We start from the raw sequence: 19,646 nt of genomic DNA on the forward strand, positions 1-19,646 counted from the left end.
ATGGTCGCAATCATTGGCGGTAATGAATTGGGTATGTGGGCAGGCGTGATCGGCGCCGCGAGTGGCAGCGCTGCCCATGGACAGTCGGGTACCCGACTCTACGTCAATGCGGCGACCGGCAATCTGGTCGTGCAGGGTCGCGACCAGATCCTGATGGGCAAGGGGCAGTCGCTTGGAGTGCTGCGCACCTATAACAGCACTGCTGGTTTCGACGGCGATAACGACGACAACTGGCGCATGGGCGTCTACCGTCAGGTACGGCTTGCCAGCGGCATAGCCGGCCAGCCCGGCAGTACCGCGATCCGGGTGCGCGAGGATGGCAGTGAAGTCCGCTACCACTTCGACACTGCCAGCCAGCGCTACCGTGCCGACGACCAGGGCATCGACAGCGGCAGCCTGAGCTGGGCCGACGACGGCTGGACCTGGCGCAATGCCACCGATACTGCGCAGGAGCGCTATGAGGCATCGGGCCGTATCGCCTGGGTCGCGACCGACGGCCAGCGCAATCACTACCATTACCGCAGCGATGGCCTGATCGAGCGCATCACCAGCGCTTCCGGCGAGTCGATCGAATTCGACTACCAGGGTGTCCTGCTCCAATCGCTGCGCCGCGTATTGCAAGACGGCAGCAGCGAGATCCTGACCCGTTATGACTACGATGCCCAGGGCCGGCTGGCGACGCTGACCGTCGATCTGTCGCCTGAAGACAGTTCTGTTAGCGATGGCCGGGTCTATATCACCCGCTATGAATACGAAGGCGACAGCCGTCGTCTGGCACGGCTGAGCCAGAGCGATGGCACCGATCTGAAGATCGGCTACCGCGAATTGCAGGCAGGTGTCTGGGCGGTGGCCAGCGTCACCGATGGCGAAGGTCGCGTCACCCAATACGCGCAGCAGGTCGATGCAGTCCGTGATCAGTACGCCACGGTCACTCTGAAGCAGCCCAACGGCAGCCAGGCCAAGCCCTATCTGACGCAGAACGGCGACAGCTGGGATTCGATCGCGCTGGCCTTGTACGGCGAAGCCCGTGCAGGCGCAGCGCTGCGTCGCGCGGTCGGCAATCCGGTGCTGCAAGCGGGTCTGAACTTGCAGTTGCCGCCCAGCCTGCTCTATCTGGCCGTCGCCGGCACGGGCGGCCAGACCACGGTGGTCGATGCCTCGGGTGTCAAGGCAAGCTACCGCTACGACGGCGCTGGCCGTATCACCGAAGTCAGCCGCGAAGTCAGCGTCATCGGCGGCCTGCGCCGCGAATTCACCCATTATCGCTACGACGAACGCGGCAATCTGGTCGAGCAGATCGACAACCAGGGCCATATCACCCGGCTGCGCTACGACAAACATGGCAATGTGGTCGAACGCATCGGCAGCGACGGCGCCCGCACGTTGCTGCGCTATGACGCCGACAACCAGCTGATTGCCGAGACCCGCTTTCTTGGCCATGCCATCGACGGTCTCGCTGCCAGCGATGCCGGCGTTGCAGTGACCAGCCGTCATGTCTACGACGCCCACAATCGTCTACGTTTTGATATCGCCGCCAACGGCGAAGTCATCGAATACCGCTACAACGCCATCGGTCAGCGCACCAGCGAGATCGCCTATCGCGCCGACCGCTACCCGCTCACCGGGGTCGCGGCTCAGGACGATCTGAGCCTGGGCCAGCTCGAAAACTGGCTCACCACGGTCAATCGCGCCGCTGCCGAGCGCATCGATTACGAATACGACTTCCGCGGCCAGCGCCAGAGCGAAACCCGCTACCTTGAACTCGACCGCGATGGCACGGGCCTGATGGGCGGCCGCCGGCGCAGTGAATATGTCTACGATGCCTCGGGTCGCCTGCTGCAAAAGATCGACCCGCGTGACAGCGGCTGGCGCAGTCAGCTCGTCTATGACGGCCTGGGCCGGCTGACGGTCGGAATCGATGCCGAAGGCCACCGTGTCGAGACCCGCTACGACGACGCAGCGCATCAGGTCAGCACGATCAGCGCTGACGGCCAAGTGACGGTGACACGCTGGAACAAGGCCGGCGAACTGGTGGAGAGCCGCAAGGAAGACAGCCAGGGGAATTCGCTCGGCAGCGAGCGCCTGTCCTACGACGAAATGGGCCGCCTGCGCGTCAGCGAAGACGCGAGCGGGGTGCGCACCTGGTATGTCTACGACGAAGCCGGCCGCAAACGGGCCCAGATCGACGGTGCCGGCCGGCTGACCGCTTTCCATTACGACCGTGCCGGGCGCTTGCAGCGTGAGATCGGTCATGCCATCGCGGTCGATACTTCGAGCTGGATCGGTAGCGATGGCAAGCCCGATTTCAGCAAGTTCGCCCGATTGGAGCAGATTGCCCCGGCCAATGACGCCAAGGATCAGGTGAGCTGGCGCATCTACGACCGGGCCGGCCAGCTTGTCCGTACCGTGGACGCCGGCGGTCGCGTCACCCGCTATCAATACGACGGCGCCGGCCGCAAGATCAGTGAGCAGCGCGATGCCACCTTGCTCGATCCGGTGGCGCTGCGCGCAGCGCAGGACGACGAACTGACGCTGGCTGAACTGACCACGGTGGAACAGAGCACCGACCGGGTCAAACGTTATGTCTACGACCTGGCCGGCCGCCTGCTGGCCGAGTTCGACAGCGCCGGTTTTGCCACGCTGTACCGCTACGATGGCGCCGGTCGTCTGCTCGAGCGCACCCGTCAGGCCCAGGCCATCGATACCAGACGGCTGTTCGAAGACAAATACTGGGACGGCAGCCGCGACCTCGCCACACTGATTGCCCCGACGGACGTGCGCGATCTGCACGAGTACTTCTTCTACGATGCTGTGGGCCGTCAGGTTGGCCATATCGACGCCGAAGGCTATCTGAGCGAATACGCTTACGACGCTGCCAGCAACCGCACCGCCGAAATCCGCTACGAGAAGCGTGTCGGTGCCCCGGGTCAGCGTGCGCTGTCGGTGCTGCGCGCGGAAGCGGGCGACGTTTTGCAGCGGATCGACAGCCGTTACGACGCCTTGAACCGTCTGTTCGAACAAAACGACGGCAATGGCGTGATCACCCGCAAGCGCTACGACGAAGCCGGTCGTCTGGTCGAGACCACGGTTGCGGCCGACAGCGACGAGGCGCGCAGCGTTACCCGCCGCTACGACGCAGCGGGCCGGCTTGCCAGTGAACTCGATGCCATCGGCAGTGAAAAACTCAAAACGGCCAAGACCGCCGCCGAAGTCGAAGCGGTCTGGCAGCAGCATGGTCTGCACTACGAGTACGACCTGGCTGGCCGTCGCCGCAGCATCAAGGACGCCCTGGGCCAGGTCAGCTATCTCTACTACGACCGTGCCGGCCGCCTTGCCTATACCGTCAACCCGCGCGGCGAAGTCAGCGCCAACCAATACGATATCCACGGCCAGTTGTTGAAGAGCGTGAACTACGCCGGCCGTATCTCGCTTGCCGGTCTCGTTGGGGGACTGGTCGACGCTGCCCTGCTCGACCGGATCACGGCGATCCAGGATCCGAAGTTCGATCGGGTGGTCAGCTATCAGTACGACGTCGGTGGCCAGTTGCTGGCTACCGTCGATGCCTTGGGTTTCGCCACTCGCCAGCGCTATGACGCCTTTGGTGCGGTCCTGGAAATCAGCCGCGACGTGGCGGCAGGCCGCCGCGAGGTGGAACGCTACGGCTACGACAGCGTCGGCCAGCGTGTGCAGACCATTACTGACCCGGACGGGCTGCGCGCCGTCACGGCGTCGCAGTTCGATGCGTTTGGTCGCCTGGAGCAGATTACCGACGCCAATGGCCATATCACCCGTTACCAGTACGACCGTCTGGGCCGCAAGATCGCCACGGTCGATGCCCTGGGCGGCACAACCAAGACGATCTACGACGCGCTCAATCGCAGCGTGACCGAGATCGACGCCATGGGGCGGGAAACCCACTACCGTTACGATGCCGCCCGGCGCGAGATCGAACAGACCCTGCCAGGTGGTCTGGTGACGCTGACTCGAAAGAGCCGTCATGGTCAGACGCTGACGGTCAAGGACCCCGCCGGTCGCGAGATCAGCTATCTATACGACCGAAACGGCAGGCTGACGCGCGCGACCGACATAGCCGGTCGCGTTGAGCGGCGTGACTACGATGTGCTGGGTCAGCAGAAGGTGCAGATCGATGCAGATGGCGTCGAAACGCATTACCTCTACGACCCCGCCGGCCGCGTGCTGACCAAGACGGTCGATCCGCAGGGACTCAGGCTGATCACCAGCTACGAGTACGATGCCTTCGGCCAGAAGGTGCTGGAAACCGACCCGGATGGGCGCAAGATCGTCACGACCTTTGACGCCAAGGGTCAGACGGTCAGCGTACTGCGCGACCCCGATGGCACCCGCCAGCAGGTCAGCTACCACTACGACGGTCGTGGCCGCAAAACCCTGGTGATCGAAGGTGATCCGGCCGCACCCAGCAAGACCACCCAATATTCCCACGATGCGGCAGGCCGCCTGATCGCCGAACTGGTCGACCCGAACGGTTTGAAGCTGCTGACGCGTTATCAATACGACGCCGCCGACAATCTGATCGGCAAGATCGACGCGACCGGCGCGCAGATCCGCTATGTCTACGACGCGGCCGACCGGCTGGTCTACACCATCAACCCCAACGGCGCGATCGAGGAACGTCGCTACGACGCACTGGGCCGCATCGTGGCGACGGTGGTGCACGATATCGAGGACAAGTTCCGCCTGCCGGGCTTCACCTTATTGCCGACCGTTATCGATGCGCTGAAAAACCGGCCTGATCTGGCGAAGGGCACGAAATTCCTTAATGCCGATTTCAATGGTGATGGGAAGGCGGATCTGCTGGAGATCCGGCATACCGTGGATGGCAAGGCGCTGGCTGTGCAGTGGACTGCTGGTGCGGCCGGGTACAGTCAGGGTGCAGCAACGACGCTGGGGGCCTGGCAGGCGGATACCGTTTATTTGACGGGCGATATTGATGGTGACAAACGCACGGATCTAGTGACGATCGAGCGCCGTGCCGATGGCATGGCCGTGGCGACGGCGTGGGTGCAAGGCAGCAATGGTCTGACCTACGGTCATCAAACCGAGCTGGGGGTCTGGAAGGCCAGTACCCGCTATGTGGTGGGCGACAGCAACGGCGATGGGATGGCAGATCTGTGGACCACGTCCCAGCCGAGCAACCCCAACCAGACGGAAATCACCCTGTGGAGTGGCAACGGTACGGGTTTCGTCAAACTCTCCAGCCTGATCGTTGATCACTTCCAGTTGGAGCGGAACCTCTACAGCGTTGACGTCAACCGGGACGGTCGGCAAGAGCTGGTCTACTTCAACCGTTCACCCAACTCCAGCCCGACCCAGAACACCTACTGGGCGATCCAGCGTCAGCCAGATGACAGGCTGACCGTCGTGGCCAAGTTTGCTGACAATGGCGGTTTCCATGAGTATCTGTGGGGGGATGCTGATGGCAATGCCAGCGCTGACTGGGTTGAAATCCAGCAGAGCAACGGTCAGATCGGGGCCAGGAACTGGTTCGGTCTGGACAATATGGATTTCTCGCTGGGTAACTTCACGCCGCTGGTGAATCGCCCGGGTTCGCGTTATCTGACCGGGGATGTCTCGGGTGACAAGCGCAGTGATCTAGTTCAGATCTGGCGCAATGAGCTGGGCCAAGCCGTGGCGACTGTCTGGCGATCGACCGGCACCAGTTATGAGCAAGGTAAGGACAGTGTGCTGGGGGAGTGGCGCGACAATGCAACCTACCGTTTGATCGATCAGAACGGTGATGGGCGCAGCGATATTGTGGCCACCTGGGCGGAAGAAGATGGTCGTCAGGTCATCACCACCTGGCGCGCGGACGGGCAGCAATTCTTGCAGCGCGGCGATTGGCGCCAGGATACCCGTTTTCTTGATGCCGACTTCAACGGCGACGGTCGACGAGATCTGCTGGAGATTCGCCATGAGGCTGACGGTAATGCCGTGGCCATCCAATGGCTGGCCAATGTCAATGGCTATAGCGAAGGTGCCCGGACTTCAGTGGGCGTCTGGCGCAGCGATACTCAGTACTTGATTGGCGACATTAAGGGCGACAAGAAGTCGGGTCTGGTGGCAATCGAGCGCCGTGCCGATGGCATGGCCGTGGCGACGGCGTGGGTGCAAGGCAGCAATGGTCTGACCTACGGTCATCAAACCGAGCTGGGGGTCTGGAAGGCCAGTACCCGCTATGTGGTGGGCGACAGCAACGGCGATGGGATGGCAGATCTGTGGACCACGTCCCAGCCAGGCAATGCCAATCAAACGGAAATCACCCTGTGGAGTGGCAACGGTACGGGTTTCGTCAAACTCTCCAGCCTGATCGTCGACCACTTCCAGCTTGAACGGAATCTCTACAGCGTCGACCTCAATCGTGATGGTCGGCAAGAGCTGGTCTACTTCAACCGTTCGCCCAACTCCAGCCCGACCCAGAACACCTACTGGGCGATCCAGCGTCAGCCAGATGACAGGCTGACCGTCGTGGCCAAGTTTGCTGACAATGGCGGTTTCCATGAGTATCTGTGGGGGGATGCTGATGGCAATGCCAGCGCTGACTGGGTTGAAATCCAGCAGAGCAACGGTCAGATCGGGGCCAGGAACTGGTTCGGTCTGGACAATATGGATTTCTCGCTGGGTAACTTCACGCCGCTGGTGAATCGCCCGGGTTCGCGTTATCTGACCGGTGATGTCTCGGGTGACAAGCGCAGTGATCTAGTTCAGATCTGGCGCAATGAGCTGGGCCAAGCCGTGGCGACTGTCTGGCGATCGACCGGCACCAGTTATGAGCAAGGTAAGGACAGTGTGCTGGGGGAGTGGCGCGACAATGCAACCTACCGTTTGATCGATCAGAACGGTGATGGGCGCAGCGATATTGTGGCCACCTGGGCGGAAGAAGATGGTCGTCAGGTCATCACCACCTGGCGCGCGGACGGGCAGCAATTCTTGCAGCGCGGCGATTGGCGCCAGGATACCCGTTTTCTTGATGCCGACTTCAATGGCGACGGCCGACGAGATCTGCTGGAGATCCGCCATGAGGCCGACGGTCATGCCGTAGCCATCCAATGGCTGGCTAATGTCAATGGCTACAGCGAAGGCGCCCGTACTTCACTGGGCATCTGGCGCAGCGATACCCAGTACTTTATTGGCGACATTAAGGGCGATAAGAAATCAGGTCTGGTGGCCATTGAGCGCCGTGCCGATGGTATGGCCGTGGCGACGGCCTGGGTGCAAGGCAGCAATGGTCTGACCTACGGTCATCAAACCGAGCTGGGGATCTGGAAGTCCAGTACCCGCTATGTGGTGGGTGACAGCAATGGTGATGGGATGGCTGATCTGTGGACCACGTCCCAGCCGAGCAACCCCAATCAGACGGAAATCACCCTGTGGAGCGGCAACGGTACCGGTTTCGTCAAACTCTCCAGCCTGATCGTTGATCACTTCCAGCTGGAGCGGAACCTCTACAGCGTTGACGTCAACCGGGACGGTCGGCAAGAGCTGGTCTACTTCAACCGTTCGCCCAACTCCACCCCGACCCAGAACACCTACTGGACGATCCAACGTCAGCCCGACAATAAGCTGACCGTCGTGGCCAACTATGCCGACGATGGGGGTTTCCATGAGTATCTGTGGGGCGACACCGATGGCAATGCCAGCGCTGATTGGGTCGAGATCCGTCAGAGCAATGGTCAGACTTCCGCCAAGAGCTGGTTTGGTCTGGACAGTACAGCTTTCACCAGTGGCAATTTCACGACGCTGGTGAATCGCCCAGGCTCACGTTATCTGACCGGTGATGTGTCGGGTGACAAGCGCAGCGATCTGATTCAGATCTGGCGCAATGAACTGGGCCAAGCTGTAGCGACTGTCTGGCGATCGAATGGCACCAGCTACGAGCAAGGCAAAGACAGCGTGCTGGGCGAGTGGCGCGACAATGCGACCTATCGCCTGATCGATCAGAATGGCGATGGCCGTAGCGATATCGTGGCTACCTGGGCGGAAGAAGATGGTCGTCAGGTCATCACCACCTGGCGCGCGGATGGGCAGCAATTCTTGCAGCGTGGTGATTGGCGCCAGGACACCCGCTTTCTTGATGCCGACTTCAATGGCGACGGCCGACGAGATCTGCTGGAGATCCGCCATGAGGCCGACGGTCATGCCGTAGCCATCCAATGGCTGGCTAATGTCAATGGCTACAGCGAAGGCGCCCGTACTTCACTGGGCATCTGGCGCAGCGATACCCAGTACTTTATTGGCGACATTAAGGGCGATAAGAAATCAGGTCTGGTGGCCATTGAGCGCCGTGCCGATGGTATGGCCGTGGCGACGGCCTGGGTGCAAGGCAGCAATGGTCTGACCTACGGTCATCAAACCGAGCTGGGGATCTGGAAGTCCAGTACCCGCTATGTGGTGGGTGACAGCAATGGTGATGGGATGGCTGATCTGTGGACCACGTCCCAGCCGAGCAACCCCAATCAGACGGAAATCACCCTGTGGAGCGGCAACGGTACCGGTTTCGTCAAACTCTCCAGCCTGATCGTTGATCACTTCCAGCTGGAGCGGAACCTCTACAGCGTTGACGTCAACCGGGACGGTCGGCAAGAGCTGGTCTACTTCAACCGTTCGCCCAACTCCACCCCGACCCAGAACACCTACTGGACGATCCAACGTCAGCCCGACAATAAGCTGACCGTCGTGGCCAACTATGCCGACGATGGGGGTTTCCATGAGTATCTGTGGGGCGACACCGATGGCAATGCCAGCGCTGATTGGGTCGAGATCCGTCAGAGCAATGGTCAGACTTCCGCCAAGAGCTGGTTTGGTCTGGACAGTACAGCTTTCACCAGTGGCAATTTCACGACGCTGGTGAATCGCCCAGGCTCACGTTATCTGACCGGTGATGTGTCGGGTGACAAGCGCAGCGATCTGATTCAGATCTGGCGCAATGAACTGGGCCAAGCTGTAGCGACTGTCTGGCGATCGAATGGCACCAGCTACGAGCAAGGCAAAGACAGCGTGCTGGGCGAGTGGCGCGACAATGCGACCTATCGCCTGATCGATCAGAATGGCGATGGCCGTAGCGATATCGTGGCTACCTGGGCGGAAGAAGATGGTCGTCAGGTCATCACCACCTGGCGCGCGGATGGGCAGCAATTCTTGCAGCGTGGCGATTGGCGCCAGGACACCCGCTTTCTTGATGCCGACTTCAATGGCGACGGCCGACGAGATCTGCTGGAGATCCGCCATGAGGCCGACGGTCATGCCGTAGCCATCCAATGGCTGGCTAATGTCAATGGCTACAGCGAAGGCGCCCGTACTTCACTGGGCATCTGGCGCAGCGATACCCAGTACTTTATTGGCGACATTAAGGGCGATAAGAAATCAGGTCTGGTGGCCATTGAGCGTCGTGCCGATGGCATGGCCGTGGCAACGGCCTGGGTGCAAGGCAGCAATGGTCTGACCTACGGTCATCAAACCGAGCTGGGGATCTGGAAGTCCAGTACCCGCTATGTGGTGGGTGACAGCAATGGTGATGGGATGGCTGATCTGTGGACCACGTCCCAGCCGAGCAACCCCAATCAGACGGAAATCACCCTGTGGAGCGGCAACGGTACCGGTTTCGTCAAACTCTCCAGCCTGATCGTTGATCACTTCCAGCTGGAGCGGAACCTCTACAGCGTTGACGTCAACCGGGACGGTCGGCAAGAGCTGGTCTACTTCAACCGTTCGCCCAACTCCACCCCGACCCAGAACACCTACTGGACGATCCAACGTCAGCCCGACAATAAGCTGACCGTCGTGGCCAACTATGCCGACGATGGGGGTTTCCATGAGTATCTGTGGGGCGACACCGATGGCAATGCCAGCGCTGATTGGGTCGAGATCCGTCAGAGCAATGGTCAGACTTCCGCCAAGAGCTGGTTTGGTCTGGACAGTACAGCTTTCACCAGTGGCAATTTCACGACGCTGGTGAATCGCCCAGGCTCACGTTATCTGACCGGTGATGTGTCGGGTGACAAGCGCAGCGATCTGATTCAGATCTGGCGCAATGAATTGGGCCAAGCTGTAGCGACTGTCTGGAAATCAACTGGTACCAGTTATCAGCAAGGCAAAGACACTCTTCTGGGAGAATGGCGTGAAGATGCTACCTATCATCTGATCGATCAAGATGGCAGCGGCATCCGAACCATCGTTTCTACTTGGGTTGATAGTAACGATCGCCAAGTTATTACCGTTTGGGTCTCCGATGGCGAACAATTCCTCCAGCGCGGCAACCGCGATAAAGATTCTGTAATATTCGACGCCGATTTTAATGGCGACGGTCGCAAAGACCTGTTGGAGATCCGCCATACCGCCGACGGTAATGCCGTAGCTGTTCAATGGCTCGCCGAAGGCAACAATTATCGCGAAGGCAGTAAGACCGTACTAGGGGTATGGAGTCGAGACATTCAATATCAGGTCGGTGTGCTGAACGGCACCGGCCGTGCCGGCCTTGTCGCTATTCAAGTTCGCAGCGACGGCGTTACGGTTGTGAACACTTGGATTCCCGAAGGAAATGGGCTGGCCGCTGGCCCACAGACTGAACTTGGCAAATGGCCAGCGGGCACAACCTATCTGCTGGGGGACGGCAACGGTGATGGTCATGCCGACCTGTTCATTGCCAGCAACGTCAACAACTCGCAGACCCGGATTTCCTATTGGGGCGGCCAGAACGGTGCCTTCGCCTTCAATAGTTCGATGGATTGGGGCAGTTGGTTCCCCGATCAGCGCTTCTTCCTGACGGACACCAACAACGACGGCAAGATCGAACTGGTCGGCCTGCGCCCGACCGGGCCACGTCACTTCGCCTGGGCCTTGGTGGAAGCCAACGGTAAGATCGGTAAGGGCGTGGGGGAAGGCTGGGGTTGGATCGATTCCTGGCGTCCCTACGATGCGCTGACCTCACAAATCGACGTCAACGGCGACAAAATCGCCGATTGGGTGGAGTTCTTCAAAGCCGGGGATGGTACCGAGCACGCCAAGGTCTGGTATGGACAGACCAACGGCTATTTCGGCGCTGGTACGGAAATCTCGTTAGGGACTTTACGCGCCCAGGCCAAATATTTTGCTGCCGACCTCAATGGCGACGGTAAGGCCGACCTGGTTCAGATTTGGCGTCGCGACGATGGTCGAGCGATGGCGACGGTTTGGCTCAATAACGGTACGGGGGGCTACCAGCCGCCAATCGAACGTGAACTGGGCGCTTGGCACGATGGCGTCAGCTATCGTTTACTCGATCAAGATGGTGACAAGCAGGCGGAACTCATCGCGACCTGGGTCGAAGATCAGCATCGCACGGTGGCAACCTGGGCCTTCGGTAGCCAAGCGTTTGCGCTGCGCGGCAGTACGACCGGCGACGATACCAATACCGCTTTTGCGGTCAATACGGCGACTAACTCGATCGACTCGTTGCGTTTCGGTATCGATCCGACTACCAAACAACTGATCGCCACGGCTAACCGAGATACTGAACGCCCTGAACTCATCATTGAATCTCCTACGGTACAGCCGCCGCTCGATCCCCTCCTGGACGATGCTGCGTTCCTGAACACACGGACACAAGCTGATGCGATTGGCCACGACCGTGCACTTACTCATCATCTGTTCGACGCAGCGGGTCGCGAAGTCCTGACCATTGACCCATTCGGCACAGTAAGCGAGCGCGTCTATGATCTGTCCGGCCGTGTGCTGCGTCAGACCATTTACGCAACCAAGCTGCCGGGACTGATCGATCCGACCCTGGCTAATGTGCTGGCGAAACTGCCGAGTAAACCCGAAGACCTCAGTACCTATTTCGTCTATGACCAGGCAGGCCGTGAACGCTATCGCATCGAGGCCGATCGTGCTGTGACCGAACAGGTCTATGACCCGAAGGGCCGGGTCGTGCGCGAGATTCGTTATGCGACACCGCTGGCTGCGTCGACCTTGCTAAAAGATGGCTTGACGCTCGCCGATGTCGAGGCAGGTCTTAAGTCGGATGCCCGTCATGACCAGACCACACGTCTGGGTTATGACTCTGTCGGTCGTGTCACTCATCGCATCGACGGTCTGGGCCACGTCACGATGCTGAGCTATGACGGTGCAGGTCATGTGTTGCAGACCCGTACCTATAGGCAGGCTACCAACCTCGCCTTGTGGGACAAGGAAGGTCGGATTACTGCGGTTTCGCATGCCGATGATGTCGTCAGCTACCGTTTCTACGACGAGGCTGGCCGTTTGCGCTATCAGGTCGATGGCGGTGGCTACGTTACCGAGTCGTCCTACGACAAGGCAGGTCAATTGAGCCGACGCGTAGTGTATGGCCGAGCCATCACCTATAGCGGTGCACCAACCCTGATCGATCTGCAACGTCTGCCGGCTGAGCCTGATCGTCTCCTCGATGCAATCGAAACCTATCACTACGACGGTGCCGGTCGTCTGGCACTGACCATCGACGGTGCTTCACGTGTGACCCGCAAGGTTTACGACGGTGAAGGCCGTATCGTCCAGACCATCCGTTTTGCCGCACTGTTCGACCCGGCCAAGGGCCTGGTACCGTTCGAGAAAGCTGGTCTGGCCGACCGGATCGAAAACACCGTCTATGACCGGCTCGGCCGAGCCGTCTTCGTGATCGATAACGAAGATCGCATTACCGAGATGCGTTACGACTATCTCGGCCGAGTGGTGGAAGAGATCGATCGCGGTGAATTCAAGGTGAGCCAGATCACCGAACTCGATACCGCTGCCGCGATTCGCGCCCGGTTCGGCGCCCTTGAATCGGGCGACGACCGTATCCGCCATTTCTACGATCAGGCTGGTCGGAAGGTCTACACCATCGACGCCATCGGCCGGGTGACCGGGTACCGCTACGACGCAGTTGGTCGCTTGCTGACCAGCGTGCGTTATGCCACGCCGGTCGACGGCGAAGTGAGGCTGGCTGGGCTCAATGAACGCTATGCCACGATTGGCAAGCAGGACCGCTTTGAATATGTGGTCCATGACCATGGCGGCCGCGAACGCTTCCGCGTCAATGCCGAAGGTCAGGTGACCGAGATGATCTACGACGCACTTGACCAGGTGCGCGAGAAGATCGTCTACGAGAAGCCCATCGACCCGCACACGGCGAGCAGTGAGTTCGCAGTGCTGCAACAGCTCAAGCCACAGACCGGCGACCGTCACGAATATTACGACTACGACGCCAACGGCCGTCTGGTCGAGCGCACCAATGTTGCCGGTTACAAAGAAAGCTGGACTTACGGCGCGACGGGTCGTGAGACCAGTCATATCGATGTGATGGGCAATGTCTCGCTTCGCGATTACGACAACCGTGATCTGATGCGCAGCCAGACCAACGCTGAAGGCGAAGAAAGTCGTTTCGAGTACGAAGCGCGCGGTCTGATGAACAAGGCGACCGATGCCGAAGGTCGTAGCGTCAGCAAGCGCTATGACGGTGCCGGCCAACAGTTGGCCGAAGCCGACGGTTATGGCAAGGAAGAGATCTACGGTTACGACAGCTTTGGCCGTCGGGTCAGCACGACTGACCGGCTGGGCAATGTGGTGCGTAACGACTACGACCGTGGCGATCGCCTGCTCAAGTCGAGCGATGCGCTGGGCTTGCGCGAGCAGCGCGTCTACGACCGCCGTGGCAATCTGACCCAGGCAATCGACGGTCGCGGCAACGCGGTTTACCACTACTACGACCGCGCTGACCGTCTGGTGCAGTCGGTCAATGCCGAGCGTGAAGCGACCGAGTTCACCTACAGCGTCTTCGACGAGAAAGTCGCGGTTCTGCGTCACGCTGAGCGGGTCGCCGAACGCTATCTCAGCAGTGCCCCCGAATGGAAGGCCAACGCCAAGGACCAGAGGGAAAGCTGGGTCTACGACCAGCTCGGTCGCTTGACGACTGCGACGGCCGCCGATGGCGGCAAGACCATCTACGGCTATACCGCCTTTGGCCAGCGCGACAGCATCACCGATGCCGCCGGCCGGGTATTCCGCTTTGGCTACGATGTCCTGGATCGCAAGACCTGGGAAACCGACGCATTGGGTTACGCCACCGAGTATCAATACGACAAGCTGGGCCGCCGCTTGAAGACGACCCTGGCCCAGTATCTGGTGAAGCCGGGTGAAGCCGGTTACGACGCGCGACTGGCCGAGCGGGCACGGCCGACCGTGCTGGAAGCGGACTATGACCGCGTAGGACGACTGCTGTGGTCGACTGACGGTGAAGGCTACAAGACCACTTACCACTACGACCATTCGGGCAACCGTATCGAGACGATCGACGCCAATGGCCATATCAGAAAGACGGAATACGACGCCAACAACCGGACGTTCAAGGAAATCAACGGTGAAGGCGACACCGTTCGCTATGTCTATGACGCCGTAGGCAATCGCATCGAGAAGACCGATGGCGAAGGCCAGACCACGATCTATCGCTACGACCTGCGTCGCCAGCTGAAGGAAACCCAGGATGCACTGGGCTTCGTGGTCAAGCATGACTACGACCTGGCTGGCAATCGCGTCAATACCACCGATGCGCTCGGCAATGTCAGTAAGGTGGTCTATGACCAGGCCAATCGTGTCCAGCAGGAAATCGACCGGCGTCTGTTCGTCACCGACTACGCCTACGACGCCTTCGGCAATCGCAGCGAATATCGCCGTGGCGGCTTCACCACGCGCTATGAATACGATCTGCTCAACCGGATGGCGAGCCAGGTCGATGGCGAAGGCTTCCGTACCGAGTATGGCTATGACATCTATGGCAACCGTAATGAAGTACGTCAGGCGATCGATCAGGCCGGCCGAAAGTGGAGCATTCGCAAGACCGGCTACAACGCCGGAAATCAGGAAATTTACCGTCTCAGCGCAGAAGGCTATCTGGAGACGCGCGACCACGACGCACTGGGCAACCTGTTGTCCAGCACGCTGTACGCCAAGCGTGCCGATCAAAGCGGTGCGCTGCCGCGTCCGCAGGCGGGCGATGCCGGTTGGACGACCAGCTTTACCTACGACAAGCGTCGCCTGCTGCTGACCCAGACCAACGCCGATGGCCAGATCACTCGTCACGAGTACGACCCGATTGGCCAGTTGCGGGCCAAAACCGAGTTCTTCAGCAGCGACAAGGCACGTATTACCCGCTTTGGCTATGACAAGGCGGATCGCAAGGTCAGTGAAATCAATGCTCTGGGCGTGGAAGTCCGAACCGCTTACGACCGTGCGAGCCGGGTGACGAGTCGTACCGACGGTTTCGGTCTGACCACGGCGCGCACCACAAGCTACGAGTTCGACCAAGTCGGCAATCTGAAGCGTGAAACCGACGCGCTGGGCTATGTGACCTATCACGAGTACGACGGCAACCGTAATCTGAAACTCAAGCGCGAAGCCGTTGGCACCAGGGAGCAGCGTGAGACGCGCTATGACTACGACGCCCGTGATGCGTTGCAGTGGCTGCGCGCCAGCGATGGCATCCAGCGTTTCGATTACGACGCCTTCGGCAACAAGATCCTGGTGCGACTGGGCCTCGATGACAAGGGCCCGACCAATACCTTCGTCTACGACAGCCGTGGTTTGCTGAAGCGTTCGAAAGACGGCATGGGCGTGGAAGCCAAGTTCGAATACGACGGCCTGGGCAACCGTATCGAGACGCAGCAGGCAGCCAATCAGGCTGGCAAGACCCGGACCTCCAGTCAGGTGTTCGATCTAGACGGTCGCTTGATCGCCGAGACCAATGCCCTGGGCTATACGACCAGCTACGAGCGGGATGCGCGTGGCAACGCAACAAAAATGACCGGCGGTCAGTATCTGCTGAAGCCGAGCGATCCAGGCTATCGGGCCGATCTGGCTGCCGTGGCACGCCCTGCCGTGACCACGCTCACCTATGATGCGATGGGTCGTTTGCACACGTCGCTAAGCGCCGAGGGGGTGTTGACCACCCATACCTATGACGCTGCCGGCAATCTGGAAACGGTCACCCTGTCGGCCGCAGATGGCAGCGACGCGCGCGTGACCCGTCACGAATACGATGTGCTGGGTCGCCGTACCAAGACCACCGATCCGGAAGGCTTCGCTACCCGCTGGACCTACACCGAATTCAACGAGAAGAAGACCGAGACTGTCGGCCTCTACGAGATTCAACCGGGTGAGCCCGGCTACGATGCGGAGAAGGCCCAACATGCCGCGCCGAGTACCACGAGTTACGAATATGACAAGCTGGGGCAGCTGACCCGGACGACTGACGGCCGTGGCGTCGTCACCGCCTACACCTACGACGGTCTGGGCAACAAGCTCACTGAGACCCGGGCCTACGGTACTGCACAGGCAAGCACCACGACTTATCAATACGATGCGGCCGGCCGGCTGGCCGAAGTGACGACCCCCGGTGGCGCTCGCGTCAAAACCGTCTATGACCCGCTGTTCGGTGACAAGGTGGCGCGTCAGGAAACCTTGCAGAGCATCGGCAAGGACAAAGACGGCAAACCGAAGGAAGTCTGGCTGATCCAGACCTTCAGCTACGATGCCAACGGTCGCGCGACCAAGGAGTTGACCACGGCAGGCCAGGCGTTGACTCATGGCTATGACGTTTTTGGCAACCGTACCGACCTCAAGAACGACAAGGTCAGCTATACCACGCTGCACGTCGAATACGATGCGCTGAACCGCAAGATCGCGGAAGTCGATGGCGAAGGCGCCCGTACCGAATACGTCTACGACAGCCGTAACAATCTGATCGAGAAACGTAATCCGCTGGGTCAGAGCAGCTACTTCTACTACGATCGCGACAACCGATTGATCGGCACAGTCGATGCCGAAGGTGGGGTTGTGAGCTATCAGCACGAGCTGAGCGGTCAGCAAAGCGTGATCGCAAAGTATGCGACGCGCACGGCTGTCAAGGGCGGACTCGACCTGCCCGCTGTGGCAAGCATTGCCGACGATCGGATCGAACACCGCCTCTACGACCGCAATGGCCGACTCAAGCAGGTCACGACGGCCGATGGCAGCGTCACGACCTATGTGCGCGACAGTCGCGGCAATGTGCTGTTCGAGACACAGTTTGCCAATCTGGCCGCGCCACGCCGCACGCAGTACAGCTACGACGCGGTGGACAATGTGCTCACGCAGTGGAACCCGGACGGTACGCTGCACAGTTATCAATACGATCTGCTGGGCTTGTTGAAGCAGACCCAGATCCGGGAAAACTCACCTGTCCGGCTACGGACGCTCGCCTACGAGTACGACCGGGACGGTCGCCAGACCGCCGAGGTCATCGAGCCCGATACGCTGAATATCCGTAACGCCATCGAATACGATCTGGTCGGCAACATCGTCGCCCAGATCGACGGCAACGGTAATCGCAAGGTCTCGGAATACGACCAGTACAACCGTCCGACCGCTCTCTACGTGGTCGGTGAAGGCAACAGCCGATACACCTACGATGCGATTGGCCGGGTGGAACAAGTGCGCTCCGAAAAGGGAGGCGTCACCAAGTTCACTTACGACAACACGGACCGCAAGCTCAGCGCCACGCAGATGGAAGGCTGGCGCACGCTGTCGGGCGACAGCGGAACATCGATTGAAACCCGCTACCGCTACGACGCGGCCGGCAACCTGGTCCAGACCCTGCGTCAGGACGGTTCGCGCGATACCCGCTACTACGACGGCAATGGCCGTATGGTGGCGCAGATCGACGTCGATAACGTGTTCCACCGTTATGTCTACAACGCCTTCGGCGAGGTCGAGAAGGAAACCCTGTACATGACCCGCCTTGACGGCGGCGCGCACGATCCCAAGGTGATGCCGAAGGATCCAGCCGGCGACTCGGTGGTGACCGAGACCCGCTACGATCTCGGCGGTCGGGTCAAGACGATCCGTCATCCAAAGGTCATGGTCGGTACGCTTGACACGCTTGTGGCAAACCATCCGGCAGTGAGGCAAACCGAGGTTGCCCATGAGGAAACCCGCCTATACGACGGTTACGGCAATCTGATCGACAGCATCGATCGGCAGGGCCGTCGTACCTTGCAGTATTTCGATCTGATGGGGCGGGTGATCGCCAAGATCGACAATGCCGGCTATATGGTCGAGTGCGTCTATGATGGCGCGGGCAATATTCTGACCGAAAAGACCTACAAGGAGCCGTTGACGCTGACGGCCGAACGCCCGGCAGCCAAGCCCGTGCCTGCCGGCGAAGTGCTGGTGATCGACAACACCTACGATCTGGCCAATCGCCTTACCCGGCGAGAGGATGCCGCCCGGGATATTAGTCATTCCGACGGCAGCTTCAGCCGCGATGTGCGGCCGGTGACGGCACTCTTCTACGATAAGGCCGGCAATGTGCTGCGCAAGGAAATCGGCGTGGGACTGCCGGGCGCGCAGATCGAGTACTACTTCTACGACGCCAACAACCGTCCGATCGCGCGTGTCGATGGCCGTCGCACCCTGACGCTACTCAAGACCAATATCCACGGCAAGTCACTGATCGAACAGCGCTTTGCCAACCGCGTGGCGGATTCGGTCGACCTGGCGAATTTCAAGGGCGGCTGGGCCGAGCTCTACGGCTTGGTCGGGGCCAACGAGCACGATCAGGTCACTCGTTACGACTATGACAGCCTGGGCCGCTTGACCAAGGAAGAGCAGGTCGGCGGCAAGCTGACCTATGGCAGCGATGGCGCACTGACGCAGTTCGGTCAGTACACCTTGCTGACCAAGACCTATGCCTATGACAGCAACGGCAACCGCAGCGTCATCAAGGATGCACGTGGCAATGAAACGCTGAGCGCTTTCGATGCCAAGGGTCGATTGGTTGGCACCGTAGACGCTCTGGGTTCCGGCACCGTGATCCAGTACGACGCGGCCGGCAACCGGACGCTGGTCTATACCGGCGAGGTCAAGAACCGTTCTGCCGAAGCCAGTAATTTCGTGGTGCGGCAAGGCGCCGGGCTGCGTATCGATTGGCAGCTCAAGGAAGACCGCCCGGCCGGCAGGACCTGGGTGGTGTACGGCACCGAATCGCAGACCGATATTGCCAAATACGCCCATCGCGACGGTGTACAGCCGTCGACGGCCGGGATCCATTGGGCCCAGCTACAGATTCAGCCGCAGCCGACGGCAGGAAGTCGAATCTTCTTCCGGGTCGTGACGGAGGATGATGCTGGCAATCTGCGCTGGAGCGACGAGAAGGTCTTTACGGTCGAAGCGCAGTTCCGCAAGGCCAGCGTCGAAGATCTGGGCAGCAATCGCCTCAAACTGCAGTTCGAATTCGACGCCGCCGTCACGCGGCCGATGCTCAACTGGGGACTCGACAACAAGCGCGATCAGCTCGCGGCGCTCAAGCCGCTTGGCAACAATCGCTACGAGGTCGAGCTGAGTGGCATCAGCGATCTGAGACTGCTCAGCTTCTACACCAGTTGGCAGGACAGCACCGGTAAGACGCAGAGTTCCGGCGTGCAGTCGCTACAGACCACCAGCCGCCGCGATACGGTCCAGGTGCAGATACAGCACATGATCGCCGGCAGCGATGTGGTCGAAGGCGATAAGTATGGCTACCAGATCAGCTTGGCAGCCAATCTGTCGTCGTTGCAGAAACCGACTACGGTGATTGCACAATGGCG

At 60.2% G+C, this 19,646-nt stretch carries 1 protein-coding gene (only partly in view); it reads left to right on the forward strand.

What is annotated here, in order from left to right; all coding sequences use genetic code 11:
* Window positions 1-19,646: the 5' portion of a hypothetical protein gene (locus tag ACFOW7_RS21265; protein WP_378168488.1), read on the forward strand. The gene runs 5,524 nt beyond the window's last position; 19,646 of the gene's 25,170 nt are visible here — the first part of the coding sequence; it begins with the start codon at window positions 1-3; its stop codon lies off the right edge, out of view.

The sequence above is a fragment of the Chitinimonas lacunae genome (genome assembly GCF_042650885.1).
In the GTDB taxonomy this organism is placed as follows: Bacteria; Pseudomonadota; Gammaproteobacteria; order Burkholderiales; family Chitinimonadaceae; genus Chitinimonas_A; species Chitinimonas_A lacunae.